Source organism: Candidatus Nitrohelix vancouverensis (assembly GCA_015698305.1).
In the GTDB taxonomy this organism is placed as follows: Bacteria; Nitrospinota; Nitrospinia; order Nitrospinales; family VA-1; genus Nitrohelix; species Nitrohelix vancouverensis.
In genome coordinates this window covers 2,255,029-2,280,961 of record CP048620.1, presented here as the reverse complement: position 1 = coordinate 2,280,961, position 25,933 = coordinate 2,255,029, and the positions used below count along the sequence as shown (strand labels likewise).

Below are 25,933 nucleotides of genomic sequence, written 5' to 3'. Positions count from 1 at the left end.
TGTTTAACGCGACACGCTCATGGCCACCATCAACGATCCCAAATTGATCAATAAAATCGTCCTGCAGTACCATCAGGGGGACAGTATTGAAAAAATTTGCGATCAGTACAGCATTCAGCAAGATCAATTCGAATTCTGGCTCCATCAGCACAAGGCCCATGCCTGGCGGATTTTTTCTCCTGATTTTTTAAAATCGCTCGGCGGGCGTTCACCGGAAGAGGAAGAAGCGACACCGCAAATCATTCAGCAAATCATCATCAAAAAGAAAAAAGGCGGGCATGGCGGCGGGCATCACGGCGGTTCCTGGAAAGTCGCATACGCTGATTTCGTCACCGCGATGATGGCGTTCTTTCTACTGATGTGGCTGATCAACATGGTTCCAGCGGAAACCAAGGGCGGACTCTCCGAATACTTTACCGACCCGGAAAAATTCCTCGCCAGCGGCGGCAGTCTTGCCACAGCCACTAGCAACCCGATGCCGGACCCAAACGGCGTGTCTGCGCAAGACGCTCTCATGGGCAACGCTTCGCCGGACGCAATGAATGACATTCAGAAAATGGCTCAACGCGCCAAGATATCCATGCTTGCGGAAAACATCCGTCGCGACGTCAATGAAAAGTTCAATCACCTGAAAGGTCAAATCCTCATGGAACCCGTCGGCGATGGCTTGAGGATTCAAATACTCGACCGCGACAATCTGGCCCTTTTCGATCCGGGAAGCACCGAATTGAATAAGAGGGGACGTCAAATGGTGCGCATGCTTTCTGAAAATATCAAAGGACTCAGCAATAAATTAATTGTCGAGGGACATACCGACGCTTCGGCATTTCGCGGGAGTCGATCCAAAAACTGGGACTTGTCTGTCTTGCGTGCAGTTGCGGCGCGCCAGGAGTTTGAGAAAAATGGAGTGGATAAATCCTATTTCGAAAAAGTCGTCGGCTATGCGGACACTCAGCCCTACAATCCCCAAAATCTCCTCGACCCCATGAATCGCCGCATCAGCATCATTGTCAGGAAATAAACGAAGGCCGTCACTCGGTCGGGAGTTTATGCAAATCCAAAAGCGTCTGAGTCCCCATTTGAAAAAGCGCCATCTCTGAATAACGACGCTCAATATAAAAAGGTCGATTTTCATTGCGAGTCAAAGCCGCCTCGATAGTTGCATCGAAAGGTTTGAAATAACCCGGCGGGTTGCTTGAGAAATGTTGAAGATCGACGATCAAATAATCCACGTCATAATCATCCCTTAATTCACGCAGGGCCGATGCGCTTTGCGCCCAATAGGCTGTGATCAGCGCGTTCATGCGACGGCGCATTTCCAGAGCGTATTCCGAGTGAAAGACCTGATGCGTTTCATAGCTGATTAAAATCGGGCGACGACTCAGGTAAGGAACATTCTCGACCAGTCCGCCGGGCCACCCGGCGATCAGACTCCCTTTCGGCAAGTTTTCGAGCGCTTCATAAAATGGTTTCCAGGCTTCTGCGCGAACCGTCAAGCCCGCCATATTATTTCCGGTCCCTCCCACTGCGAGCCATAGAGCGAACACCGGCGCGAACGACGACGCATGCAAGACGAATGATTTATCTCTCATACGATCTTGTAGTAACAGAACGATCGCAGAGGGCGCCAGAACGATTAAAAGAACCGGAATCGTATACAACAAATAACGTTCAGGCAGAAATAAATAGGGATCGAAAACAAGCGCCAGAAAGTATCCGAGCAGAGACGCGGGAAGAAGAATCAATCCGCGCAAGTAACTAGTATGCGTTTTACGAACCAGCGCAAAAACTCCGCCCACTGCAATCACCGCAAACGCCAGCCAGACGAAGACAGTAAGAATCGTAGAATAACTCTCATTATCCTTGAGGCTGAGAAAGGGAACGGGAGCGTACCCCGAACCGTCCAGCGTCGCAACGCCCATATCTTGCAAGGTTGCAATCAAACCGGGATACGGCGGACGGTCGTTCGCACCGTAGCGTCCGCCCTCCCCTGCTTCGGGAAATTCATTCCACATCGCCTGCGTGATGCGGGAGCCATAATCCCCGCTCGCAATCAATTGAGGAAAGGTCATGGCCAGAGAGACGAACAAAATAGCGCCCAGCCACCTTATCCGGTTCAGAATTTTTCTAATCCTGATTCCGCTTTCGACATCTTTCAAAGAGAGAAGACTCCACAAGGCATAGGTCAAACCGCAAACCACGCCAGCGACCGGATAGAACGCGAAACCCAGAATCGTCAACACAACCAGCCACCCCGCCCTTCCATAAACCAGCGCCGCCAAGGCTCCCGCAAGGATTGGATAAGCAAAGGAGCGAGGCAAACCGCCCATCATCCGCTCCAGAAACAGATCGCTCGACAGCGCCAGAATCAAAGTCGCAAAACCAGTCCCAGAAAGACGATAGGCAGACGCGCCCATGAGCGAGCAGAATATGAAAAATAAAAAATAGCTGACAACAACGCTGGCAAATGCAGGATCGCTAAAACCGGCAAGCGTTTCATATAAAAATCGAACGCCTGCGGGGATGAATACTTTTTGATAATACTGGGGCGTGTATGCGGCGACAGGGGTGGAACTCTCAATATTTAGAAAAGGAACGATCTGTTGCCGCGCATCGTCGGCAAAAAGGAAAGGATGAAACGCGTTCTGTACGCCCTGCACATAGGCCGTTCCAAACAGAGCGCCCAGAATCAGAAGCGCCGCTCCCACCTGAACCGCCAAACGACCCGGCGTCAAAACAACCCACGCTTGAGAAAATAAAGGAAAGTCATATATTTAGTTTATAAATATACTGCAATTATTGTACAATAATCGAGTTTTTTAGCAATGTAGCTTAGCCATAACTTATTGAAAGGTTTACTATTATGTTGGTCGACGACCCAATTTCCCGATTTTGGTCCAACGGCAGGGATTTGAAAGAAAGCAGTAAATATGAAGCGGCTGTGAAAATTCTTTTGGGGGAATTAAAGCTCGATCTTGAAGATTCGAGTCCAACACGCCAGGCAATCGAAAATCAGGAATCCTGGGAAGCGGTAGCGCGAACGGCAAGAAATGAAGGTTTGGAAGAACTGGCGATTATACTGGGCGGCGCTTGATTTTTCCCGTCCCGTTTCAATCAGGCTCCCTCAGTTTATAAAACCCGCTTGTACCATTCGTCGCCGGGGATGCGTCGTTTCGCCTCCTGAAAAACCAGATTCATTCGATCGAGCTTGTCCACCATCGCCGTCAACAATTGATCCTTAACTTTCCAGGCAATTTCCGGCCCCACGACCTCTAAAAATTCCGGGTCAATCCTCAACGCCAGCACCTTGGCGTCCGCTCGCACATTGGTCAAACGCGGTCGATGTGAAAGAAAGGATACCTCGCCAAAAATCGCGCCGGGAACCAGCTCGGCAAGCCGCACGCCCGGACTGTTGCTTTTGGTGATATAGACCTGGCCTTTGAGTAATATATAGAGGGCATCACCCGGGTCGCCTTCAATGAGAATGAAAGCGTTGGGAACGTAAGACACCAGGTGGCTTCGGATATCCGCCAGTTTGAATTTTTCTTCCGGGGTGAAAGTCTTGAAGAAATTAATCTTGTAAATTAAACCGAGAAGTTCATCCTTGCTGAGTTCTTTCATATTGGACCCGGGAAGCGTTCCCTGTGAATCAGGAACCTCGCAAAGCCTTGATGGCTTTTTTGTAGTTTTTGCTGTTGAAGATCGCCGATCCCGCAACAATGACGTTCGCCCCAGCTTCCAGCACTTCTGCTACATTGGAAGGCTTCACGCCGCCGTCCACTTCCAGATCATACTCATGCTCGTACTGGTTCATGATATCGCGCATATTGCTGATCTTGTCCGTCATCGAAGGAATATAACTCTGGCCGCCGAATCCCGGATTGACCGACATCAACAACACCATGTCCACGTCGTGCAAGACCTCTTCAAGATTGGACAGCGACGTCGCCGGATTGAGCACAACCCCCGCGCGCACGCCCTGTTCTTTAATGTGCTGGATCGTGCGATGCAAATGCGGGCAAGCCTCGACGTGCACCGTTAAAATATCCGCGCCTGCAGATGCAAAATCCTTGATATAAGCGTCCGCATTTTCGATCATCAAATGAACGTCCAGAGGAAGCTGGGTCACTTTTCTCAAACTTTCCACGACCGGCGGCCCAATCGTAATATTCGGCACAAAATGTCCGTCCATCACGTCAACATGAATCCAGTCTGCGCCGGCATCTTCAACGGCTTTTATCTCATCCCCCAATCTTGCAAAGTCAGCGGATAAAATGGATGGAGCAATTTTAATCATCGTTTAACCCTTAAAAATAATTTGCAAGAGAATACCATAATAAAAAATATTTCCTAAACAGATTCATGAAAAGGCTCGCAAGCTCTGGCAGTTAGCGTATGAATCCTTTATAATGACTGGTTTTGTAAGAATCCTTCTTAAATTTTATGTCGACCACCGAACCTGCAAGCCAGAAATACAGACAGAAATTTCGCCAGCTGATAAGAAAAGCGCTGCTTCTGGACCCGCATTTACTGGTCCTCGCGGCATTGATCGGATTGCTCGCAGGTCTGGCATCCACCGCTTTTCGGTGGATGATCCATTTTGTCGATTCAATATTCTCAGGAGAGAGCCTTGCCTTAATCGGAATCACAGGATCGATCCTGCCCTTTGTGATCCCGCTGATTCCAATGATGGGCGGGCTGGCGATCGGCGTCATCTGTCATTTCTTTCCAGATGCCGTCAAAGAAAACGGCGTTCATCAGGTCATGCATATGGTGGCTCTGAAAAACGGCAGAATCCGACCGCGCACCATTCTTTCAGCTTCCACCACTTCAGCGATCACCATTGGTTCCGGCGGTTCGGCGGGACGAGAAGGCCCGACCGTGCAGATTGGAGCCGCCGTCGGTTCTTTGATAGGCCAATGGCTTCACGTTTCAACAGATCGAATGCGCGTTCTCGTTGGATGCGGCGCGGCGGCGGGTATTGCCGCCTCGTTCAACGCTCCGCTGGCAGGGGTGTTGTTCGCCATGGAAATCATTCTCGGCGATTTCACGATTCACACCTTCAGCCCCATCGTCATCGCTTCCGTCATCGGCACCGTCACCGGACGGGCGCTGGAGGGCAACGCGGTGACTTTCGAGGTTCCCTTTCACGAGCTGGTCAGCCACACCGAAATTATTTTTTATCTGATCCTTGGCCTTTTGTGCGGACTGGTCGCCAGCTTGTTCTCGACCACCTACTTCAAGTCCTCTGAATTTTTTGAGGAACGAGTCAACATTCCTAAAATTCTCAAACCCGCGCTGGGCGGTTTGATCGTTGGTCTCATGTCCATCGCCGTTCCGCAGGTACTCGGCAATGGCTACGACGCCATGGGGCAGGCCCTCAACGGACAAATGTTCTGGGGACTGGCTCTGGCCCTGGTGTTTCTGAAAATACTTGCGACCGCCATAACGCTTGGTTCCGGGGGCATGGGAGGCATCTTCGCTCCGTCTCTTTTCATCGGCGCGATGACAGGTTCGGTTTTTGGCGCGGTCATTCACAGTATCTCGCCGCAGTTCACGGCATCGCCGGAAACTTACGCGGTGGTTGGTATGGGCGCCGTCGCCGGCGCGGTCATGCAGGCTCCCTTGACCAATATCCTGATGCTGTTTGAACTGACCAACGATTACACGCTGATCCTGCCGATCATGGCGACCTGCATCGTATCGACTTATGTTTTTCGCGGTCGGGGTAAAATATCGATTTATATAGAATATCTCCTGCGCAAGGGGATCAACATCAAGCACGGTCGCGAAGTCTCCATCCTCAATGCCATCAAGGTGAAGGATGTCATGACCAAAGAAATCACGACGATACCGGAAGGAATGACTTTCCGTCGCATTCTGGAAACGGTATCCTATTCCAAAAGTCTGTACTTCCCCGTCGTGAATCAGCAAGGCGACGTGACTGGCATCTTGTCGTTTTCCGATCTCAGGGAAGTGTTTTTTGAAGAAGGTCTCGACGACCTCGTTATCGCCAGCACTTTGGCGACGCATGAAGTCGTCTACCTGCACCCGAACCAGAACCTCAACGAAGCGATGGAACAGTTCGCGCGTCTGGACATCGAGCAACTCCCGGTTTCGCCTGAAGATAATCCCCGCAAGGTCATCGGCATGATCAATCGCGGCGACGTGGTCGCGGCTTACAATCGGGAAGTTCTGGTTCATAAATTTGAAAGATAAGAAACATTGAAGATCCCAACTTCCGGCAACAACGTCGTCGTAGATACGAAATATATAGTGGTTCACAAACTTGAAAGATTTTTAACATTGAAAACCATCGCCCTTTTTTTGCTTCTGACCTTCCTCTCCGCCTGTGGCGATGGGAACGGCGATCTGCACCGTCGCACGCAAATACTGATGGGAACGCTTGTCGAGATCATCATCAGCGAGCGGACTCCCGAGCAGTCCAACGATGCCTCCAGCAAGGCCTTCGACGAAATGCAACGCATCGAAAACCTGTTCAGTTCGCATCTGCCCGACTCCGAAATCTCCCGCATCAACCAGAACGCCGGAGGCGACTGGGTGGCGATTTCCAAAGAAACGCAGGAGGTTCTCAAACGCGCTTTGTACTGGTCTCAAAAATCAGAAGGAGCCTTCGACCCCACGATCGGAGCGGCGGCGGCCTTATGGAATCTGGAAGAAATTCCAAAAGCGCTCCCCTCTCCCGGAACTTTGGAAGAAGCCGCGTCTCTTATTGACTACCGCAAACTCGAGCTGAAGGACGGCAAGGCGCGATTGACAGCGAAAGGAATGTCTCTGCATCTTGGAGCCATCGGAAAAGGCTATGCGGTGGATCGCGCCATTGAAGCGTTGAAAGAGGCGGGCGTTGAAGCGGCGCTGGTGAATGCCGGAGGCGACCTCGCCGTGTTCGGCAAACGCAAGGGGCAACCCTGGCGCATCGGACTACAACACCCGCGTCACCCGGAAAAAATGATCGCCGCCCTGTCTCTGGAAAATCAGTCGATGGCGACCTCTGGCGACTATCAAAAATATTTTATGTTCGAAGGCAAACGCTATCACCACATTCTCAACCCGAAAACCGGATCGCCTGCGACTGAGGCTTCCATCGTTTCGGCGACAGTGATAACGAAATCGGTGATGGACGCCGATGCGCTGGCAACGGCTTTATTTGTTATGGGACCGCAAAAAGGAATTGAACTGGCGAATGCATTGGACTCCGCTGAAGCGATGATCATCACGGAGGGAGGGACAACCTTTTTTTCAGAAAATTTCAAATACCAACCCGACTTTATTTATCGCGGGTTTGAAGCGGGCAACGTTCATTAGAGGATGACCTCAGCCAGAAAAAACGCCGTTTTGCCATTGTCCGCTGTAGCGACTGCCTGAAGCCAGGGTATAGACGCCGTGACCATGCGGTTGCCCATTGGCAAACGAGCCTTCATAATGATCTCCGTTTGCATATGAATAGACGCCGCGCCCCTGTATCTGATCCAGATGAAACTCTCCCCGGTACACATCGCCGCCGGGTAATCTCAACTCCCCCATACCGTGGGGTTTTCCTCTGGAAAATTCGCCCTGATAGCTACCGCCCGTTGAATAGCTGTAAATGCCCAATCCATGCATCTGGTTGTCCAGCGTTTCGCCTTCATAGCGGTCGCCATTCTCCCAGGTAAAAACTCGAAACTGTTCACAAGCGCGCAAGGGATCAATATTCAAGCCACCGTCTTCGACAGGAGTTTCCGAAGGCGTCGCCTGTCTGGAATGACTCCTTGTCGATTCCGATTCAGCCACCCCTTCAGACAAATGATGCTGTTCGAGCGCCCGGTAGGCTTCGTTAATCAGACTCAATTGCTCGTGCGCTTTTTTTTGCAGGCGCGGCGAAACCGCAGGGAAGCGGTCGGGATGCCAGGCCTTGACCCGCTCCCGATAAGCCCGTTTGATCTCTTGCAGGGACGCATCGGGAGAGGCCTGTAAAATTTCGAAATATTTTTTCATCAAGTCATAACGCCATCAAGGCCGGAACCGCTTTAACAAAAGTGCGTTGCCGACTACGGAGAAACTGCTGAACGACATCGCCGCCGCCGCCATCGAAGGTTTGAGAAGCAGACCGAGCAAGGGATAGAAGGCTCCTGCCGCAACGGGTATCGCCAGTATATTATAGAAAAACGCCCAGAAAAGATTCTGCCGAATCTTTCTCAAAGTCGCCCGACTCAACAAAATCGCATTGGGCACCGCATTGAGGTCTTTCGACAACAAGGCGATATCAGAAGCTTCCAGAGCGATGTCCGTTCCCGTCCCCAATCCGATCCCGACGTGAGCGCGGGCCAATGCAGGCGCGTCGTTGATGCCGTCGCCCACCATCGCCACCGTGCGACCTTCCTTTATCAAGCGGGCCACCACATCGTCCTTGTCTGTTGGAAGCACTTCTGAAAAAACTTTTGAGATGCCCAACTCTTTGGCGATCGCCGAAGCCGTTCCGGCATTGTCACCCGTAAGCATTAAAACATCCATTCCCATTTCGCGCAAACGATCCACCACCTGACGCGCTTCCTTTTTGATTTGATCGCGCACCGCAATGATCCCTTCAGGGTGATTGTCCACGCACAAGATCATCACCGTCTTGCCCTGAGCGGACAACTCCTCCCGATACTTCTCGAGCAGGGACATATCAATGCCACGCTCTTTCATCAATCGGGGATTGCCTAACAAAAGAGATTTACTCCCCGCCCGCCCTTCGATGCCGAAGCCTGGAAGCGCGTTCGATTCATCAATATTCAGAAATGACGTTTTTCTGGATTTTGCTTCCTCCATCACCGCCGTCGCCAGCGGATGCTCGGAACGCGACTCCAAAGACGCCGCCAGAGAGAAAAACTCCTCTATCGTTAAGCCCGAATCCGGGGCCAGAATTGAATCGGTCACCACCGGCTTGCCGTGAGTCAAGGTGCCCGTCTTATCAAACAAAATCGTGTCGAGTCGGCCTGCCTGTTCTAATGCTTCGCCACCCTTGATGAGAATGCCGAGTTCTGCGCCCTTCCCCGTGCCCACCATGATCGCTGTTGGCGTCGCCAATCCCAAAGCGCAGGGACAGGCTACAATGAGAACCGCAATACACGTCGTCAATGCAAATTGAAAAGCCGATTCCGATATCAATTGTTCGGCGAAGATCATCCAGAAAATAAAAACGAAAGCCGCAAGACCGATCACAATCGGAACAAAAATACTCGCCACCTGATCCGCTAATCTTTGAATCGGCGCCCGCGAACCCTGCGCTTCCTCAACCCGGTGAATGATATGCGCCAGCATGGAATCCTTGCCCAAATTCGTGGCCTTGATTATGAAATTCCCTGTCTGGTTGATTGTGCCTCCGTATACAGAGGCCCCGCTCACCTTGTCGACCGGGAGACTTTCACCTGTCAGGGCCGACTCATTCACCGTCGTTCTGCCTTCAATAATTTCTCCATCCACAGGGATTTGTTCTCCCGGACGCACGATCACCCAATCGCCCGCTACCACTTCTTCAACGGGAATATCTTTTTCCATGCCATCGCGTTTCACGCGCGCCATCTTCGGTTGAAGTTGAATCAAGCGACGGATCGCGTCGGTGGTCTTGCTCTTGGCCCGCGCCTCCAGCAAACGACCCAGTAAAATAAATGCGATGATCATGACGGCGGAATCGTAATACACTTCCGCCGGAGCGCCGCCAACGGCTCCCCAGTCTGGGAACAGTGTTATTGCCAAGCTGTAAAAATACGCGGCGGTGATTCCCATCGCAATGAGGGTGTTCATATCCGCGTAACCATGCCGCATTCCATTCCAGGCATGCTTGTAAAACTGAGCGGCGCACCAGAACTGAACCGGCGTGCTCAGAGCCAGCAAGGCCCAGCGCGACCAAGGCTCTGCCGCCATGCTTCCCATGCTCAACATCATAATGACCAGCGAAGACAAAGCCGCGACGATCAACTTCAGTTTGAGAATTTTATACTCCTGCTGAGAACGCTCCTCCTCGGCGCGTTCGGCCTCCTGAGATTCATCGCGCCGCTCCAGAGAAAATCCCATTTTCTCCAAACGCTGTTTGAAATCATCAAAGCCGTTCACCGACGGCAAAAACTCCACGCTCGCGGTTTCGGATGCCAGATTGACCCGCGCATCGAGCACGCCGGGGAATCCCTTCAAACCTTTTTCAACGCGGGACACGCAAGAGGCGCAAGTCATCCCTCGTACATTGAATGTTTGCGTGGAGAGACCCGGCTCAAAACCCAGCCCCTGGATCGATTCAATGATCTGGTTTGAACTGATTTGATCCGGGTCAAATGTGAACTTTCCTGATTCAGCGCCCAGATTGACATGAGCCTCGCGCATCCCGGGCAGTTGTTTGGTTTTATTTTCGATGCGCCCCGAACAACTGGCGCAGGTCATTCCCTTGATGGGGAGCGTAATCGATACAGAATTATCATGAGTGGTGTCGATCATATATGTTGTACGATGAAGAATCGTCCTCTAGTGAAGGAAACAAAATTTTAATCCGATATCAAAAGGGGATCGGATGGTTAACTGTTCGCAAGTAGGATTATAAAAACCTGACCTGCGCTCAGGGCTGGGGACTGCTAACCAGAAACCTTATTTTGCAATTTCAAAATAAATCAAGGCCCTAATTCCTGATATGCGATTGCCTGTTTTCGTTGGCAAGCTCGAAAAAATAATTTTTAGAGATTCCTTGGAAATCTCAACATTACCTATCAAAGCCAACACCGAACTCATGTATGCGATGTATCAATATGGAAGTGGGATTTAAAAATTAAAACTGAGGGAAAATTATTTTTTTGTGAAGAGCGATTTGAGAACAAATACGCCGTAGAGCAGAAAAACAATGGAGATCAAACCATTGGCAAAGGAATTTTCGGAAAGCGCATCGCGCAGTAGCAGAAAACCGCCTCCAGCCAGCAAGATGCCGGCGGTGGAATAACCCATGACCGCCAACAGCGATCTTCGGGTCGCCGATTGAAGCCCCTGACGTTTCTGTTTGAGTTCCCAGCGCCATTTCAACACCAGATAGGTATTGCGCGCCCAGGAAATCAATCCCGTATCCTCAACCAGACTGGCGCGGCAGTACATGCATACCTTGTCCGAATTGCGATTGGGAAATCCACAATTCAGACACAAATGAGTTTCGCGCTCGCCATTCAATAGCGTGGGTTCTTCTTCCGGATTTTCCTTCAAGAGCAAAGACCCTTTCGTTCAAAGGGAAAACTGGAGCGATTCTTTGTAATTACCGAAGGCTCATTGTAAACTGAAGTTATAATTCTGTCAATCAACTGGAAAATCACATCTCCGGCAACGCAAATAATCATCCTTGAGTTCCCTGTTGTCGGCGCCTATAATTCCGTTTCCTTAGTCAAAAAGTTATTCTTGTGGAGAATTTTATGAAATTTGCAGTCGCCTGTCTGGCAATACTAGGAACCTGGGCCTCATCCCCCGCCATCGCCACCGCCATGGAAACCCCTAACAATATGGCGTTGATCCCCGGCGGCGTCTACGAAATGGGAAGCCGACAGTCTCTGCTGGAACTGGACCCGACCGATTTGTTCAATACGGATCGCCACACCCTGGGGCCGGAAGACCCGGCGCATGAAGTGGATATCGATCCTTTCTATATAGATATCTATGAAACGACCAATAAAGACTATGACGCCTATGTAACGGCGACTCAGGCGAACAAACCCGCATTCTGGAACAATTCGGATTTCAACGCCCCCGACCAGCCCGTGGTCGGCGTGTCCTGGAAAGAGGCCAAAAGCTATTGTGAATGGAAGGGCAAACGCCTGCCGACGGAAGCCGAATGGGAGAAAGCCTCTCGCGGTAAACGCCCCATCTTCTTTCCCTGGGGAAATGTTTTGCCGGACAGCGTCAAAGCCAACTTTAATAACGAAGTCGGCAAACCCGTTGCCGTGGGGAATCATCCGCAAGGCGTCTCGGACTATGGCGTGCACGACCTGTCTGGAAATGTTGCGGAATGGGTCTGGGACTGGCACTACCCGGAATACTACGTTTTTTCGCCCAAGAAGAACCCGATGGGACTGGACAAGGGACAGTACAAAGTCATCCGCGGCGGCAGTTGGAGAAACACCGCAGAAGACATTCGCCTGACCTATCGAAATGCCACGGTCCCCACCAGCAGAAGCAAAACCGTCGGCTTTCGTTGCGTTCTTCCAATCAAACCTGAGGAAGAGTAAGTTGCGATAGAATCCGGTCGGTTTTTCAAACAACGTGCGGGCGTCGCGGTATCTAACGATTCCGAAGGCAGGCGAACAAACCAAGTCGGCTGGCAGTATTATAAATGATCGTTTGGGATCAGGGCAATTCGCGGCATGACCGATCTTATTTCTCCCGGCAAACTAAAACACATTGCTTTGGACCGACAGGGCTTACTCAAGCGCGATACGTTTGGGCGCGGCCTGAACGCCGTTGAACGCGCGATTCGTCATTTGGGATATGTCCAGATTGATACGATTTCAGTCGTTGCCCGTGCGCACACGCACACGCTCTTGACCCGGGTGTCAAATTTCGAAAACAGTTACCTGGAAACATTGCTCAAGGAAAGAAAAATTTTTGAGTACCGGTTTCCTGTCGCTGCGTTTCGTCCGATTCAGGACTTCAGGTTCACGCGCTTGCACGCCCGCAAATTCAGGTCAAAACAACCTCGTTCGAAAGAGGTCCAATCGATGATGAAACGGGTATTGCAACGCATCCGCTCAGAGGGCCCCCTGCGCTCCCGGGACTTTGGAGACAATGCCCCCAAAAGTTCAGGCTGGTGGGATTGGAAACCCGCCAAATGCGCGCTGGAGCAACTCTATTTTCAAGGCGACCTGATGATTAGCGCGCGTGATGGCTTCGAAAAATCCTACGACCTGACCGAACGAGTACTGCCTTCGACCGTCGATACCCGAGAACCTGCGATTGAAGAGTTTGCTTCTTTTCTCATCGACACAACGATTCGAAGCCATGGTTTCGCCGCCTACACATCGTTCAGCTCCGGCGGACGATACGGAATGTCGCTTGGCAACTCTGTGAAAGCCGAATTAAAACGTCGCGTCGAGTCCGGCGAACTCAACTGTGCGACGACGAGCGCGGGCACAAAAATCTGGATCGAGCCGGAGACTTTAGATCAGGGAACAACTCTTCCTTCTGATACCGTACAAATATTGTCTCCATTCGACAATCTGGTCATCCAGCGCGAACGCGTGCGGGAATTTTTTGGCTTTGACTACCAGATCGAATGTTACGTCCCTGAAGCTAAGAGACGTTACGGTTATTTTTGCTTACCCATACTGCGCGGCGACCGATTCATCGGTCGAATGGACTGCAAAGCTCACCGCGAGGAGGCGCGATTTGAAATCAAGGCATTGTTTCTTGAACCGGATTTTTCCAGTCAACGAACCTTTTCCGGTTTGGCCGATCCACTGGCCTCCGCGATAATAGATTTTGCCCGCTTCGATCAGTGCGACAATGTGCTCGTAACGCATTGTCGCCCCTCATTCGCCAAACAAAGGCTCGTGAAAGCGCTCAGCAATTATCTTTAGTGGATGTTTCTTGAAATCATGTCGACGGTCTCCCCATCGAACGACCTCTCAAAGAAACCTCAGCAGATCGATCCGTAGTTTATTGTTCCATCTCCCTTGAATCAGTCGCGCTTCAATCTAAGATCTATATGCTTCGCAATGATGGGAGCAATTTCTGATACATGCGTATTCGCTAAATTGTGATCGCCGCCTGCAACGATATGCAATTGAGCGTTTGGCATTATATCTTTCAACCGTCTGCCGACAGCCAATGGAAGGAAAAGACGCTTTTCCAGAAAGCGCTGCTTGCGCCCGCTCCGGGTAGAAAAAAAGTTCGGTTCATCTAGCCTTTTGAAAGTAGCGGAAGCAAATGATCCAGAATGGCGTTGGCGATATCGCGTTTGGAGGCGAGCGCCAGCGGCGTCACGCTCCCGTCTTTAAATACCAAGGTGACCTGGTTGGCGTCGGACTGGAAACCGATGCCGGGCGCGCTCACGTCATTCGCTACGATCATGTCCGCGCCTTTGTTGACGAGTTTTTCTTTTGCGCTTTCGACGATGTTCTGCGTCTCCGCCGCAAAGCCGACGACGTATTGATGGGTCTTGGCGTTTCCCGCTTCCTTGAGAATATCGACGGTTTGACGGAGAGTCAGAGTCAGCGGATCGCCGCCCGCTTTCTTCATCTTTTCTTTTTGCACAAGATCCGGTGCAAAATCGCCCACAGCGGCGGTCATGATGAGCACATCGCAATCGCCGAAACGCTTCTGCACCTGTTGCTGCATTTCAGCCGCCGTAACGCAGGGATGCACGGTAACGCCTGAGGGCGCTTCCAGTTGCACTGGGCCGCTGATCAAATCCACCTGCGCGCCGCGTTGTCTCGCCTGCTCCGCCAGCGCATAACCCATCTTGCCGGACGAGGGATTGCTGATATAGCGCACCGGATCGAGAAATTCCCGCGTCGGCCCTGCCGTCACCAGAAATCGCAGACCGGACAAATCTTCCTTCGCATTCAAGATGCCTTTCGTTTCGGCGACGATGCGTTCCAGTTCCGCCAGACGTCCCGGCCCTATGGAACCGCAGGCCAGCTCTCCCGTGTCCGGTTCGACCACATGAACGCCGCGCTCTTTCAGCGTTTTCAAATTCGCCTGCACCGCCGGGTTGGCGTACATGCCGTCGTTCATCGCCGGGCACACTACAACCGGACCGCGAAACGAGATGAACAAACTCGACAGGGCGTCGTCGGCAAGACCATTGGCCATCTTACCCAGACTGCTAGCGGTCGCCGGAGCCACCAGCAGAAGGTCTGCGGTTTCCGACATCTTGATATGTTCCATGGAGGAGGAGGCGTCGCTTTCGAAAATCGCATCGTAAACACGGTTGCCCGATAAGGCTTCAAAGGTCAAGGGCGCGACGAAGCGATGCGCGTTCTGGCTCATCGTCACATAGACCCCCGCTCCTTCTTTGGCAAGCAGGCGTAGTAATTCAGCCGCCTTGTAACAGGCGATTCCGCCCGCAACGCCCAGCGCGATATTCTTTCCTTTCAGTTCTCCGGCCATTTCCCGATGCGTCTCCGATTCTGCAAGCTATTAATTTTTATAGTTGAATTTAATAATTATAGGCGTTAATAAGGGTGGGTTCAATGCTTTTCGCGTTTCAGTTTCTTCGCGCCCCTGACAGTCTTTCCTTTCTCCCCGGATCGAAATATGAGTGCGGTTTCACCATTGAAAATCCTATTCGTCGCTTCGGAGGCCTACCCCTTCGCCAAATCCGGCGGCCTTGGCGATTTTGCAAGCGCCCTTCCCAAGGCTCTGCAACGCGCCGGGCATGATGTTCGCCTCCTGCTTCCGAAATACGCGTCGGTCATTGACTGCGATCAGGGATTGAAACCCAGCGGCATTGATGTGTCGGTTCCTGTGGGACAGCGGCAATGCAAGGGCTTTCTCTTCGAAAGCGCCCTTCCCGACGGTCCGCCCGTTACATTGATCAGCAAGGCGTCTTATTTTCTTCGCAAAGATTTATACGGAAGCGAATACGGAGAGTTCGGCGACAACGGAGAGCGTTTCATCTTCTTTTGCAGGGCGGCGCTGGAAACCTGCAAGGCGATCGGCTTTCAGCCTGACATCATCCATTGCAACGACTGGCAGACCGGACTGGTACCGCTCTATCTAAAGACCGTCTACGCGAAGGACCCATTCTTCAGCAAAACGAAATCGGTATTCACCATCCATAATCTGGCTTATCAGGGAAATTTTTCCAGTGATTTACTGGAACTCGCTCATGTTCCGCGCGAGCTGTACCATCCCGAAGGCGTCGAACTCTACGGTCAATTCAGTTTCCTCAAAGCCGGGCTGGTCTGCGCGGATTATTTAACGACCGTCAGCCCAACCTACAGCAAGGAGATTCAAACTCCGGAAGGCGGCTGGCAACTGGAGGGACTTCTCAAGAAACGATCCGATCATCTCGTTGGCATCCTGAACGGCGTCGACTACGAAACCTGGAACCCGCAAACAGATGCGACGCTCCCTTCCCGCTATTCCATCAAACAACCCGAAACGAAACTGGCCTGCCGCCGCGATCTGGAACGTCGTTTCGCATTGAAGCTGGCGCCGGACAAACCCCTGGCCTGCATGGTCACACGGCTTTCCCATCAAAAGGGAATCGACCTCATCGCAGATAATTTGCAACGCATGCTGGATCAGGGAGCCGGATTCATCCTGCTCGGTTCCGGCGACCCGGAATACCAGGACCGTTTCGAGCAATTACAAAAGCGGTTTTCCGATCAAGCCGCTGTCGTTATCGGCTACGATGAAATTCTCGCGCACCAGATCATCGCCGGAAGCGATCTGATCCTGATCCCCTCGCGTTACGAGCCCTGCGGCCTGACCCAATTGTATGGCTTGAAATATGGAACCCTGCCGCTGGCGCGGGCCACCGGCGGACTGCAGGATTCTGTCGAGGAAGTGAGCGTGGATTCCGCGAAGGGCACCGGATTCAAATTCGACAATTTTCAGCGCGACGATTTATTGAACGCCTGGAACAAAGCGCAGAGCTGTTTTTCCAAACCTCAATTATGGAAAACGCTGGTCGATAACGCCATGCGCCAGGATTTCGGTTGGCAACCTTCGGCGCAACGCTATATCGACCTTTACCGACGCGCTCTGAGCGCATGAGTTTCTCCCGAACTGCGCTTTAAAAAATGCATCTATTGACAGATTTCCCATCTACCAAATAAACCGCGTTTATTGAGTTTCATTCGCTTCCCTGCTTCGCGACATTTTTTAGCGCCCCGTCGCGCTAGACAAGTTAAAATTGAAAATCCGGTCAGGATATTATAAAAAGATACTCTCCTGAGGCGCGTCGCTGAAATAGCGTCGGCGTCAGGGAATCTGTTCACGCCAATCGAAACCCGCTGATCCGATTGCAATAAAACGGTCATCAGCCTGAATGAACGCCAACATCCATGTCAAAGAACGTACTCATCGTTTCCAACAGCAGTGAAGAAGGACAATGGGCGCTGGAAGCCGTTCAGGGAGCGGGCTTCAATGGCTCGATCACAGAACAGGGAACGCTCCCTGAGCTGAAGGGCGTCGATGCAGTCGTATGGGATCAGCAGGATGGCGAATCGGGATCTGAATTCATCCAGACTCTCCGTCACAAAGATGGAAATTTTTTACCGGTCATTCTGGTCACTCAGCACGGCGATTACAAAATGAGCTTTCAGACCTGGGCCTGCAATTCGCCTGCGGTACGCTCCGGGGACGGCTTTCAATTGCAGACCAGCATCAAGCAATCACTCCAATAAAATAACGGCAAACTTACTTAATGACGACTCAAATAGAACCCAGATTCATAGCCGTGGAAGGCTCCATCGGCGCGGGAAAAACCTCGTTGGTAAAATTGCTGGGCAAGCAACTCGACGCGCAGATTGTTTTGGAGAAGGATGAAGACAACCCTTTCATTGCCAAATTTTATCAGGACAAAGAAACTTTCAGCTTTCAGACCCAGATTTTTTTTTTACTGAGCCGTTACAATCAATACCTCAAGCTGGCGCAACGCGACCTGTTCAATTCCGTCGTTATCACCGACCACCTGTTCTCCCGCGACAGCATTTTCGCCAACTTGAATCTGAAAGGTCATGAACTGCATCTCTATGAGCAGATCTATGATTTGATCCGGCACAAATTACCCAAGCCGGACCTGGTGGTGTTTTTGCAAACCAGCAACGAAGTCTTGAAAGCGCGGGTCGAGAAAAGGGGCCGGGATTACGAGGCCTATATGGACCCGGATTATCTGGAGAGCGTCAACAGCGCCTTCAACAATTTTTTCTTCTACTATTCCGAAACGCCGCTTCTGGTGGTGAACACGAATGAAATCGATTTTGTAGAGAAAAAATGCGATCTGGATGAGTTGATAAATAAGATCAATAAGCATAGAATAGGTAGAGAATATTACAATCCGCTTGGATCCTGAAGAGGACCGGGACGGAAAGACAACGCTGAATGACACAGAACCCGTTTAACGAGGACCCTTGCGGCCTTAAATAAAACTAACGGGTTCTATGGGTAGCAAGCCCCCGCCATTGCCATGCAAGACGGCAAGGCGAACTTTCGCGCGTAGTTTTCGACCGTCCCCCCTCCTGCGCTCCCAGCCCGGACAACTTAATTTCTGCTGGAAGTCGATCATGAAAAATTCACGCGTAACCATTCCCACAATACTGAACAGAAAAAGCTCCGGAAAAAAAATCGTGGCCCTGACGGCCTACGATTACTCCTTCGGACGATTGCTGAACGAAACCGATCTCGATTTGATCCTCGTGGGCGATTCGCTGGGCATGATGTGTCTCGGTTATGAGAATACCCTGCCCGTCACCATGGAGGACATGATCCTGCACACGCGTTCGGTCAAGCGAGCGGTGAACCACCCCTTGCTGGTCTCCGACCTGCCCTTCATGTCCTATCAAATCTCCGTTGAAGAGGCGATCCGCAACGCCGGACGGCTCATGCAGGAAGGCGGCGCCGACGCCGTGAAACTGGAGGGCGGCGCCCGCGAAGCGGACAAAGTCTCAGCCATCTCCCAGGCCGGCATCCCGGTCATGGGGCATATCGGTCTGACGCCGCAATCGGTTCATCAAATGGGCGGTTACCGCATACAGGGCAAGCACTATGCCGACGCCAGACAGATCAAGCAGGACGCCAGAGAGTTGCAAAAGGCCGGCGCCTTTTCTATCGTTCTCGAAGGCATGCCCGGCTCCCTCGCCGCTGAAATCACAAAAGAACTGAAAATCCCAACGGTGGGCATTGGCGCGGGCGTGGAATGCGACGGGCAAATTCTGGTGCTACAGGATCTGCTCGGAATGAACGTCGATTTCACTCCGAAGTTTGTAAAACAATATGCAAATCTCGGCGAACAAATTCAAAGCGCAGTGCAGTCCTATGTCAGCGAAGTCCGCTCTGGAGAGTTTCCGGCCAAAGAACACACTTATAATCAGGAAAGTCCTTCGCTGAGATCGGTTGAGGAAACAGGCTGATCCATGCAAATCGTCAAAACTGTTGGGGAAATGAAATCCATCGCGCGCGCGATCCGTAGCAATGGAGAAAACATCGGCTTCACGCCGACCATGGGATGCCTGCATGCCGGGCACATGAGTCTCGTCGCAAAATCAAAATCCGAATGCGACCGAAGCGTCGCCAGTATTTTCATCAACCCGGCGCAATTTGGTCCTACGGAAGATTTAGCCGTGTACCCGCAAAGCATCGATCAGGACATCGCCCTGTTGAGCGAGGCGGGCGTTGACTATTTGTTTTATCCCGACGCGGCTGAGATTTACCCGGACGGTTTCAAAACTCACGTCGAGGTTGAAGGAATCACACAATTTTTGTGTGGGGCGAGCCGCCCCGGTTTTTTTCGCGGCGTCGCCACAGTGGTGTTGAAACTGTTCAATATCGTCGCTCCGCACAAAGCCTATTTTGGCGAGAAGGACTGGCAACAACTGCGCGTGATCGAGACCCTCGTCCGCGATCTGAATCTCGACGTCGAAATTTGCGCGGCGCCGCTGATTCGCGATGAAGACGGGCTGGCGATGAGTTCCAGAAATCGCTACCTGACGACCCGGCAACGGCAGTCGGCTCTGAAAATCAACAGAGCGCTGAGTCTCGCGCGGGACAAGATACAATCCGGGGAACATCGGAGCGAGTCCATTCGCCAGCTTTTACGGGAATTCATCGCCGAAGAACCCGAAACAGAAATTGACTATATTTCTATCTGCGACGCAAACAACCTGTCGGAGAAAGAGATCATTGATGGAAAAGCCTTGATCGCGCTGGCGGTAAAAGTAGGATCGGCGCGACTGATTGATAATTGTATTGTGGAGAACGCTTAATGCAACGTATTATGTTAAAATCAAAACTACACCGGGCCTGCGTCACCGACGCGAATCTGGAGTACGAAGGAAGCATTGAAATCGATCAGGATCTGATGGAAATGGTCGACATCCTGCCCTACGAGCAGGTGCATATCTATGACATCAATAATGGCAATCGATTTTTAACCTATGTGATTCCGGGCAAACGCAAGTCCGGCGTCATTTCAGTCAATGGCGCGGCCGCGCGCATGGTTCATATTAAAGATCGCATCATAATTGCCGCCTATGGTATGATGGATAACGTTACCCAGGAATATGCTCCTAGAGTGGCTTTGCTCAACGAGAACAATAACGTAATACGATAACCAACCGGTTTTGTCGCTTTTCATTCTTTAATAGGAATTAAAGCGCAATCCAGGAGAGATTTTAGATGGACATTTTTTTTGTCATTGCAGGGGTATTTACAGGCTGGATGTGCCTGGATTGTCTTCAACGAAAAGAACATTTCGTTTGGGTTGTGATCATGCTTGCGCTGTTTCCCATCGGCTCGCTGATCTATTTTTTCGTCGTCAAATCCAAGGCTCCGTCACAGGTTCCCGGAAGCGGCGGCGGCATCGGTCGCGTACTCTCCCCAGTCCCGTCTTCGGCGCGTGAGCTGGAAACCGAAGAAACCCTGCAATTGAAGGAATTGATCAACCAGTATCACAAAGCCTATCATTACGACAAACTCGGACAGGCTTATCTTGGACAAAAGAAATTTGAACTGGCCATTCCTCAATTTGAGGAAGCCATCCGCAAAGATCCTGAAATGGAAGAAGCGCGATACGGTCTGGCAAAATGTCTGCACGGTCTGGGCCGATTTATGGAATCTGCCGAAGTGCTGGAAAAATTGGTCGCTATCGACCGGAAATACGATTACGGGAATGCTATTTTTGGACTCGCCGACTGCTACCGACTCGCTGGTGAAGACGAAAAGGCGCTCCAGATGTACGAAGAAGTGATCAACTCATTTCACTTTTTCAAAGCCTATTACCATTACGCCCGCCTGCTGGATAAAAAAGGCGATAAACAGGGCGCCATTGGTTACATGAAAAGTATTATCGGCTCTTCCAAAGACCTGCCCGATTATAAATTGGAAAAAGAGCGTTACTGGATTGACGAAGCCTACAAGTTTCTCAAAAAGAACGGTATTGAGCTTGCCTGAGCTACCCTAACTGTCGCCAGAATCCCAGGTATGGATTCTACCTCCCTGTAAAAGGGATGGAGGAATCATGTCCTTCCTCTCAGATAATATTAGAACCATTCGCAAGATGCATGGTTGCACCCAATTCGCCATGGCAGAAGTGCTTGGCATTGGATTTCGCACCTATGTGCGCTACGAATCCGGCGAACGCCCGCCGCCGCCTTCCACGCTGGTGCAAATCGCCCGGCTTGGCGGACTCAGCCTCGATCAACTCCTGACCACAAAAACCCAGGCGGACGATCTCACTCAAGAAGATTTTGTATCCGGGATTATAAAAAAACCTCATGTCCTGGGCGGGAGCCTCGCTTCCGGTCGCCTGACGATCAAGGGAATCGCCGAGGATATTCTGGTCTGCCTCGACCGTCAGGAGAGCGATGCCGTGAACCGCTTCAAAAATCTCAGCGCTGAGCAGAAAGAAAAATACATTCTCGATGCGGAGTGGACGCTTAAAAACAAGCGCAAACTTTCACCCTACCTCAAACGCACGCCTAAAAGCGTTATCAAGAAAAAAAATATTGAACGCTTGAAGAACCTGGCGCAATGCTATAACGAAAAATCCGCGCTCTAAACTTCTGAAGTCTGACCCTTCAGATCGGACTCCCGTGCGGGCAATTGAAACTATTTTCTAAGAAATTTTTGAGAATATTGCCCCTATCAAACAGGAGAGAGATCGAACGATCTAGGGACAATTGAGACTATTTTCTAAGAAATTTTTTGAGAATATCGTCCATGTCAAACAGGAGAGAGATCGGACGTCCGTGTGGGCAGGTGTAGGGCATTTCAGTGGCTTCCAGATCAGAAATCAGTTTGCGAATCTGGTTCAACTCCATCGGCTGGTTTATTTTTATCGCGCTCTTGCACGACATCATGATAAGAATGTCGTCGAATTTATTCTGCAGGGCGTTGCCCTCTCCCGACTCAGCCAGTTCGAGAATGTCGCGCAGGACGCGCTCCGGGTCTTCATTCTTCAGGATGGCGGGAACCGAACGCAGTAAAAAACCATTCTCTCCAAACGGCTCCAGCTCCATCCCCAGTTCTTTCAATACCGGCAATTCATCCGTCAAAATCTGCGCCTCCACCGGAGAAAATTCCAGGGTCTTTGGGAAAAGCAGTTGTTGCGATTCCACCCGCTTGTCGCGCGCCGCTTCGCGAAAACGTTCGTACAACACCCGTTCATGCGCTATATGCTGATCGACAATCACCATTCCCTTTTTTCCCTGCATGATGATAAAGGAATTTTCCAACTGCCCGATCGGCTCGAATTCGGAATAAATCAGTTTTGATAAGGGGATGCCCTTTTTCTCGAACAGCGTCATACCGCCCGCAGTGACATCGCGATGCGTATCGGAAGCCTCGCTCTGGTAAAGGGCGCCAAGCGACTGAGCCAGCGCTTCCTGATGTTCCCTTGGAGACGGCTCCTCACGTTTCCATTCCATGGTCCGTTGCGCCGAAGGCTGGTCGTGATGGCTCTGCACGCTGTGCGCTGAAGGCGGCGAATAAGTGGCTCCCGCTCCGGATTCCTGCGTCGGTTCGGCGAGCGGCAGTTTATCGCTGCTCGACAAGGCGCCGCGCACCGCGCGGCTGACGAAACGGTGAACGTCGCTCTGGAACGCAAAACGCACTTCCGCCTTGGCGGGATGAACGTTCACATCCACCAGCGCCGGGTCCATTTCCAGAAACAGAAAAATCACGGGGTGTCTTCCCTTGGGAAGCAAATGGCTGTAGCCCTGCTGGGTCGCGTGTTGCACCACCTTGTCGCGCACCAGTCGACCGTTCACATAGACATACTGATTATTGCGATTCGAGCGCGTGAACACTGGGCTTGAGATAAATCCGGTCAGGCGATAGTCGCCGACCTCCGCATCGACCTGCACCAGTTCCCCCGCTAAATCCGAGCCGAACAATTCAGCGATACGATAGAGCAACTGATCGGTGGATGCGGTATTGAGAATCTTCCGACCGTTATGAATCAGCGTGAAATGAATTTCGGGATGCGCCAGCGCCTGTTGCGTCGCTACCTGAACAATATGAGAAAATTCCGCGCTGTCCGATTTTAAAAATTTCCGACGCGCCGGCGTGTTAAAGAATAAATGGCGCACCTCCACCTGAGTGCCGCGCGGTCGCCCCACCTGCTTGGACATCTTCAATTCGCCCGCTTCCACGGAGACAAGTTGGCCGCCCTGATTTTCATCGAGCGATGTGGTCAACCGCACTTTGGCGACCGAACCGATGCTGGGCAGAGCCTCGCCGCGAAACCCAAAAGTCCCGATGCGCACCAGATCCTCCTGCGATGAAATCTTGCTGGTGGCGTGACGCTCGAAAGACAATTCCGCATCCTCCATCGACATGCCGCAACCGTCGTCGTCCACGCGGATGAGTTCTTTGCCGCCCTGCTCCGCCTCGATCAAAATTTTTCGCGCGCCCGCGTCCACTGCATTTTCCACGAGTTCTTTAACGACCGAACAAGGACGCTCCACCACCTCCCCCGCCGCGATCTGGTTGGACAGCGCATCGGGCAGAACATGGATTCGGGACATCGGCGATTTTTCGGATTCAGACCTTTTATTCATAGCTACACTTCCGGCGGGTTGCTCTCTGTTTTTTTAATTCAAGCGTCATCCAATGACAAGAATAAACGGGATAATGTTATGATGGGTCACGGAAAAAAAGAAAGGACATTCTATTGACCGTTGATTTTTTTGAAAAAAACCTGAAGGCTCTGGACCAAAACAAGGATGGCTTGTCCAAGCTCCAGAAACGCGCGTCGCCTCCCTCTCTGGAAATCCTTAACGCAAAAAATGGTCAGCCCACCTTGCGCTACAACGGCGTCTTGTTACATAGCGTATATGACCCGGAAACGGAAGGCAACCGCTTTTCAGAAAAGATTTCAGCGGGCAGTCAGGTCGTTCTTTACGGCTTCGGCATGGGCTATCACCTGCCGGAATTATTGAAGCGTTTGGGCGACGACGGCTCGCTCGTCGTCATCGAACTGAACCCGGATATTTTGAAAACCGCCCTGACCTGCCGCGATCACAGCGCCGTGCTTTCTGACCCTAGATTCTCTCTGATTTATGCCGAGGACGAAGAAAGCGCTGTCGGCAAACTTTCAGCCGCCATGGCGCGTCTGAATTCGCGCCCGGGGCATCCATTGGAAATCCGCTTTCTCAATCCCGCATTCAAATGCATCCCGGAACAGTTTCCGCGTTTGTCCAACGCCCTCGAAGTTTTGTTGATCGAGAGACGCTTTCCCGCCGTTCTTGGCGATCAGGAACGCTCCAACCTCGACTGGAACCGGGAATGGATTGACAGTTCTTCGGGTATTAAAGACCTGGCAAAGGCGCATGCAGGGCAAACGGCTGTGCTGGTCAGCGCCGGTCCTTCTTTGGACAAGGTCCTGCCCTATTTAAAATTATTGGCGCGAAAAAAAACTTTAATCGCCTGCGTCGACACCGCCCTGCCCGTTCTGATGGAGGAAGGAATCGTTCCCGATTATGTCTTCACCCTCGACCCGCAGGAAGCCAGTTTCAAGCATTTCAACGGACGCCTCAAACAAAGCGCGACGCTGATCTTCACGCCGACCGCCTTCCCGCGCGTGGTCGCCGGATACGAAGGACCCAAGCGCGTCGCGATTCAAAAAGGTCATCGGCTCTACAAGGATGAAGTCGATTGGGCGCGCGATAAAGGCGTCACGCAATCCGGCGGCTCCGTCGCCTGCCTCGCCCTCGATTGCCTGATTCAGTGGGGATGCGATCCCATTCTGCTCGCCGGTCAGGACTGCGCATTCACAAGCAGTCGCGCTTACGCTCGATACTCGGTTCCCTCTATGGAATTTCTCGATCGCGTTCTTCCTGGCGGCACGGTTTCTATCGAACAACGCAAGTCCACTGTGAGAAGCAAAACCACGCCCACCGAAGGCGTTCAGGGAAACATGGTAAACACCAGCCAGGTTATGTATAGTTATTTGAGATCGCTGGAAGAAATCATAGACCGTCACCCCGACGTTCAAATCGTCAACTGGGGATCGCACGGAGCGAGCATCGCTTCCATTCCCAATATCCAAAACCCGCATTCATTCACTCACGACGGATAATGACAAACAACAAATGGCAATTGCGAATGCAAAAAGCGATCATTCCCCTGCTCATCCTGTGCGCAGGAATCACGATCATCGCCGACCTAGCGCAAAAAAATAACGCGCCGAGCCTGGAGCCTGTCCTGAAGGAAGCATCCACGAAGGATAAAGAAATGGAAGGCTCCAAGGGGATGGAGGGAAGCCATTCGGAAGAATCGCATGCAGACGACGGACACGATCATGGGCCGATGGATCATTCGGACCCTGAAAACCAGCGGCGTATGGGCATCTTTCATTACAACGAGGGCAATCGTTTTCTCAGTAAGGGAGAAGCCGAACAAGCCATCGTCAATTACAAAATGGCCCTGCGCCACAACGAAAATTTCTCAGAAAGCTACGTCAATCTCAGTTCCGCTTATCTGCGGCTCAAACAATACGATGAAGCGTTCAATACCTTGAAAGCGCTGGAGAGCAGGAACCCCTCCCACCCTTACCTGTATTACAACTACGCTTGTTATTATTCGTTGACGGGAAAACTGCAGGAAAGTTTGAAAATGTTGCAAACAGCGATTGAGAAAGGACTTCCCGGAGTCGCAGAAATCGCAGGGGATGAGGACTTGACGGCGGTTCGCGCGACGCCGGAATTCAAACGCTGGTACGACGCGCTACCCACCACCACCTAGCCGCGCCTTAAGTCAATCC

Annotated in this window: 24 protein-coding genes; 16 read left to right on the top strand and 8 right to left on the bottom strand. The window is 51.6% G+C overall.

The window, feature by feature from the left end; all coding sequences use genetic code 11:
- Positions 1 to 19 precede the first annotated feature (19 nt).
- Complete coding sequence (locus G3M78_10505) at positions 20 to 1,021, top strand: OmpA family protein (GenBank protein ID QPJ65797.1); 1,002 nt, start codon at positions 20 to 22, stop codon at positions 1,019 to 1,021.
- Positions 1,022 to 1,031: 10 nt separating this feature from the next.
- On the opposite strand, the gene G3M78_10500 is transcribed toward G3M78_10505, so the two are convergent.
- Positions 1,032 to 2,735, bottom strand: coding sequence for a hypothetical protein (locus G3M78_10500; protein QPJ65796.1), 1,704 nt, complete (start codon positions 2,733 to 2,735; stop codon positions 1,032 to 1,034).
- 128 nt (positions 2,736 to 2,863) lie between these two features.
- Between G3M78_10500 and G3M78_10495 the strand changes: the two genes are divergently transcribed.
- Complete coding sequence (locus tag G3M78_10495) at positions 2,864 to 3,094, top strand: hypothetical protein (protein ID QPJ65795.1); 231 nt, start codon at positions 2,864 to 2,866, stop codon at positions 3,092 to 3,094.
- Between the two features lie 35 nt (positions 3,095 to 3,129).
- Here G3M78_10495 and G3M78_10490 read toward each other — a convergent pair whose 3' ends face one another.
- Positions 3,130 to 3,621, bottom strand: coding sequence for a cyclic nucleotide-binding domain-containing protein (locus G3M78_10490; protein ID QPJ65794.1), 492 nt, complete (start codon positions 3,619 to 3,621; stop codon positions 3,130 to 3,132).
- A gap of 28 nt (positions 3,622 to 3,649) precedes the next feature.
- Positions 3,650 to 4,297: a ribulose-phosphate 3-epimerase gene (locus G3M78_10485; GenBank protein QPJ65793.1), complete on the bottom strand. Its 648-nt coding sequence runs from the start codon at positions 4,295 to 4,297 to the stop codon at positions 3,650 to 3,652.
- A 146-nt stretch (positions 4,298 to 4,443) separates the two neighbouring features.
- Here G3M78_10485 and G3M78_10480 point away from each other — a divergent pair, with 146 nt between their 5' ends.
- Together G3M78_10480 and G3M78_10475 are read left to right on the top strand one after the other, a co-directional pair.
- A complete protein-coding gene (locus tag G3M78_10480) occupies positions 4,444 to 6,219 on the top strand; it encodes a chloride channel protein (GenBank protein ID QPJ65792.1) in 1,776 nt (591 codons plus the stop codon).
- Between the two features lie 6 nt (positions 6,220 to 6,225).
- Positions 6,226 to 7,326, top strand: a complete 1,101-nt coding sequence (locus G3M78_10475) for an FAD:protein FMN transferase (GenBank protein QPJ65791.1) — start codon at positions 6,226 to 6,228, stop codon at positions 7,324 to 7,326.
- Positions 7,327 to 7,335: 9 nt separating this feature from the next.
- On the opposite strand, the gene G3M78_10470 is transcribed toward G3M78_10475, so the two are convergent.
- The 3 genes from G3M78_10470 to G3M78_10460 form a co-directional block, all read right to left on the bottom strand.
- Positions 7,336 to 7,995: a DnaJ domain-containing protein gene (locus G3M78_10470; GenBank protein ID QPJ65790.1), complete on the bottom strand. Its 660-nt coding sequence runs from the start codon at positions 7,993 to 7,995 to the stop codon at positions 7,336 to 7,338.
- A gap of 15 nt (positions 7,996 to 8,010) precedes the next feature.
- Positions 8,011 to 10,470, bottom strand: a complete 2,460-nt coding sequence (cadA, locus tag G3M78_10465) for a cadmium-translocating P-type ATPase (protein QPJ65789.1) — start codon at positions 10,468 to 10,470, stop codon at positions 8,011 to 8,013.
- A 342-nt stretch (positions 10,471 to 10,812) separates the two neighbouring features.
- Positions 10,813 to 11,217, bottom strand: coding sequence for a hypothetical protein (locus tag G3M78_10460; GenBank protein QPJ65788.1), 405 nt, complete (start codon positions 11,215 to 11,217; stop codon positions 10,813 to 10,815).
- Between the two features lie 290 nt (positions 11,218 to 11,507).
- Here G3M78_10460 and G3M78_10455 point away from each other — a divergent pair, with 290 nt between their 5' ends.
- The gene (locus G3M78_10455; GenBank protein ID QPJ66832.1) at positions 11,508 to 12,230 is read left to right on the top strand and encodes a formylglycine-generating enzyme family protein; all 723 of its coding nucleotides are present in this window, start codon (positions 11,508 to 11,510) and stop codon (positions 12,228 to 12,230) included.
- 135 nt (positions 12,231 to 12,365) lie between these two features.
- The gene (locus G3M78_10450; protein ID QPJ65787.1) at positions 12,366 to 13,577 is read left to right on the top strand and encodes a winged helix-turn-helix domain-containing protein; all 1,212 of its coding nucleotides are present in this window, start codon (positions 12,366 to 12,368) and stop codon (positions 13,575 to 13,577) included.
- 322 nt (positions 13,578 to 13,899) lie between these two features.
- On the opposite strand, the gene coaBC is transcribed toward G3M78_10450, so the two are convergent.
- The gene (gene coaBC / locus G3M78_10445) at positions 13,900 to 15,111 is read right to left on the bottom strand and encodes a bifunctional phosphopantothenoylcysteine decarboxylase/phosphopantothenate--cysteine ligase CoaBC (protein QPJ65786.1); all 1,212 of its coding nucleotides are present in this window, start codon (positions 15,109 to 15,111) and stop codon (positions 13,900 to 13,902) included.
- 147 nt (positions 15,112 to 15,258) lie between these two features.
- On the opposite strand from coaBC, the gene glgA reads away from it, so the two are divergent.
- From glgA to G3M78_10405, 8 genes are all read left to right on the top strand, one after another.
- Positions 15,259 to 16,725 carry a glycogen synthase GlgA gene (gene glgA, locus G3M78_10440; GenBank protein QPJ65785.1) on the top strand — a complete coding sequence of 489 codons (1,467 nt, stop codon included), beginning with the start codon at positions 15,259 to 15,261 and terminating at the stop codon, positions 16,723 to 16,725.
- Between the two features lie 290 nt (positions 16,726 to 17,015).
- Entirely contained in the window at positions 17,016 to 17,357 is a 342-nt protein-coding gene (locus G3M78_10435) for a hypothetical protein (GenBank protein QPJ65784.1), read from the top strand.
- 20 nt (positions 17,358 to 17,377) lie between these two features.
- Positions 17,378 to 18,025, top strand: coding sequence for a deoxynucleoside kinase (locus tag G3M78_10430; protein QPJ65783.1), 648 nt, complete (start codon positions 17,378 to 17,380; stop codon positions 18,023 to 18,025).
- A gap of 211 nt (positions 18,026 to 18,236) precedes the next feature.
- The gene (gene panB / locus G3M78_10425) at positions 18,237 to 19,082 is read left to right on the top strand and encodes a 3-methyl-2-oxobutanoate hydroxymethyltransferase (GenBank protein ID QPJ65782.1); all 846 of its coding nucleotides are present in this window, start codon (positions 18,237 to 18,239) and stop codon (positions 19,080 to 19,082) included.
- A 3-nt stretch (positions 19,083 to 19,085) separates the two neighbouring features.
- A complete protein-coding gene (locus G3M78_10420) occupies positions 19,086 to 19,934 on the top strand; it encodes a pantoate--beta-alanine ligase (protein ID QPJ65781.1) in 849 nt (282 codons plus the stop codon).
- Positions 19,934 to 20,281: an aspartate 1-decarboxylase gene (locus tag G3M78_10415; GenBank protein ID QPJ65780.1), complete on the top strand. Its 348-nt coding sequence runs from the start codon at positions 19,934 to 19,936 to the stop codon at positions 20,279 to 20,281. The genes G3M78_10420 and G3M78_10415 overlap by 1 nt, the downstream gene beginning before the upstream one ends.
- A gap of 65 nt (positions 20,282 to 20,346) precedes the next feature.
- On the top strand, positions 20,347 to 21,120 hold the full coding sequence (locus tag G3M78_10410) for a tetratricopeptide repeat protein (protein ID QPJ65779.1): 774 nt from the start codon (positions 20,347 to 20,349) through the stop codon (positions 21,118 to 21,120).
- A gap of 67 nt (positions 21,121 to 21,187) precedes the next feature.
- On the top strand, positions 21,188 to 21,727 hold the full coding sequence (locus G3M78_10405) for a helix-turn-helix transcriptional regulator (protein ID QPJ65778.1): 540 nt from the start codon (positions 21,188 to 21,190) through the stop codon (positions 21,725 to 21,727).
- 127 nt (positions 21,728 to 21,854) lie between these two features.
- Here the strand turns inward: G3M78_10405 and mutL are convergent, their stop codons facing one another.
- A complete protein-coding gene (mutL, locus tag G3M78_10400; protein ID QPJ65777.1) occupies positions 21,855 to 23,729 on the bottom strand; it encodes a DNA mismatch repair endonuclease MutL in 1,875 nt (624 codons plus the stop codon).
- A 113-nt stretch (positions 23,730 to 23,842) separates the two neighbouring features.
- Here mutL and G3M78_10395 point away from each other — a divergent pair, with 113 nt between their 5' ends.
- Together G3M78_10395 and G3M78_10390 are read left to right on the top strand one after the other, a co-directional pair.
- Positions 23,843 to 25,249 carry a motility associated factor glycosyltransferase family protein gene (locus G3M78_10395; GenBank protein QPJ65776.1) on the top strand — a complete coding sequence of 469 codons (1,407 nt, stop codon included), beginning with the start codon at positions 23,843 to 23,845 and terminating at the stop codon, positions 25,247 to 25,249.
- Positions 25,249 to 25,914, top strand: a complete 666-nt coding sequence (locus G3M78_10390; protein ID QPJ65775.1) for a tetratricopeptide repeat protein — start codon at positions 25,249 to 25,251, stop codon at positions 25,912 to 25,914. The genes G3M78_10395 and G3M78_10390 overlap by 1 nt, the downstream gene beginning before the upstream one ends.
- Positions 25,915 to 25,933 lie beyond the last annotated feature (19 nt).

Coding starts and splice junctions, on each gene's coding strand:
- G3M78_10505 (QPJ65797.1), top strand. CDS start 20: ATGGCCACCATCAACGATCCCAAATTGATCAATAAAATCGTCCTGCAG.
- G3M78_10495 (QPJ65795.1), top strand. CDS start 2,864: ATGTTGGTCGACGACCCAATTTCCCGATTTTGGTCCAACGGCAGGGAT.
- G3M78_10490 (QPJ65794.1), bottom strand. CDS start 3,621: ATGAAAGAACTCAGCAAGGATGAACTTCTCGGTTTAATTTACAAGATT.
- G3M78_10485 (QPJ65793.1), bottom strand. CDS start 4,297: ATGATTAAAATTGCTCCATCCATTTTATCCGCTGACTTTGCAAGATTG.
- G3M78_10480 (QPJ65792.1), top strand. CDS start 4,444: ATGTCGACCACCGAACCTGCAAGCCAGAAATACAGACAGAAATTTCGC.
- G3M78_10470 (QPJ65790.1), bottom strand. CDS start 7,995: ATGAAAAAATATTTCGAAATTTTACAGGCCTCTCCCGATGCGTCCCTG.
- cadA (QPJ65789.1), bottom strand. CDS start 10,470: ATGATCGACACCACTCATGATAATTCTGTATCGATTACGCTCCCCATC.
- G3M78_10455 (QPJ66832.1), top strand. CDS start 11,508: ATGGCGTTGATCCCCGGCGGCGTCTACGAAATGGGAAGCCGACAGTCT.
- G3M78_10450 (QPJ65787.1), top strand. CDS start 12,366: ATGACCGATCTTATTTCTCCCGGCAAACTAAAACACATTGCTTTGGAC.
- coaBC (QPJ65786.1), bottom strand. CDS start 15,111: ATGGCCGGAGAACTGAAAGGAAAGAATATCGCGCTGGGCGTTGCGGGC.
- glgA (QPJ65785.1), top strand. CDS start 15,259: ATGAGTGCGGTTTCACCATTGAAAATCCTATTCGTCGCTTCGGAGGCC.
- G3M78_10435 (QPJ65784.1), top strand. CDS start 17,016: ATGTCAAAGAACGTACTCATCGTTTCCAACAGCAGTGAAGAAGGACAA.
- G3M78_10430 (QPJ65783.1), top strand. CDS start 17,378: ATGACGACTCAAATAGAACCCAGATTCATAGCCGTGGAAGGCTCCATC.
- panB (QPJ65782.1), top strand. CDS start 18,237: ATGAAAAATTCACGCGTAACCATTCCCACAATACTGAACAGAAAAAGC.
- G3M78_10420 (QPJ65781.1), top strand. CDS start 19,086: ATGCAAATCGTCAAAACTGTTGGGGAAATGAAATCCATCGCGCGCGCG.
- G3M78_10415 (QPJ65780.1), top strand. CDS start 19,934: ATGCAACGTATTATGTTAAAATCAAAACTACACCGGGCCTGCGTCACC.
- G3M78_10410 (QPJ65779.1), top strand. CDS start 20,347: ATGGACATTTTTTTTGTCATTGCAGGGGTATTTACAGGCTGGATGTGC.
- G3M78_10405 (QPJ65778.1), top strand. CDS start 21,188: ATGTCCTTCCTCTCAGATAATATTAGAACCATTCGCAAGATGCATGGT.
- mutL (QPJ65777.1), bottom strand. CDS start 23,729: ATGAATAAAAGGTCTGAATCCGAAAAATCGCCGATGTCCCGAATCCAT.
- G3M78_10390 (QPJ65775.1), top strand. CDS start 25,249: ATGACAAACAACAAATGGCAATTGCGAATGCAAAAAGCGATCATTCCC.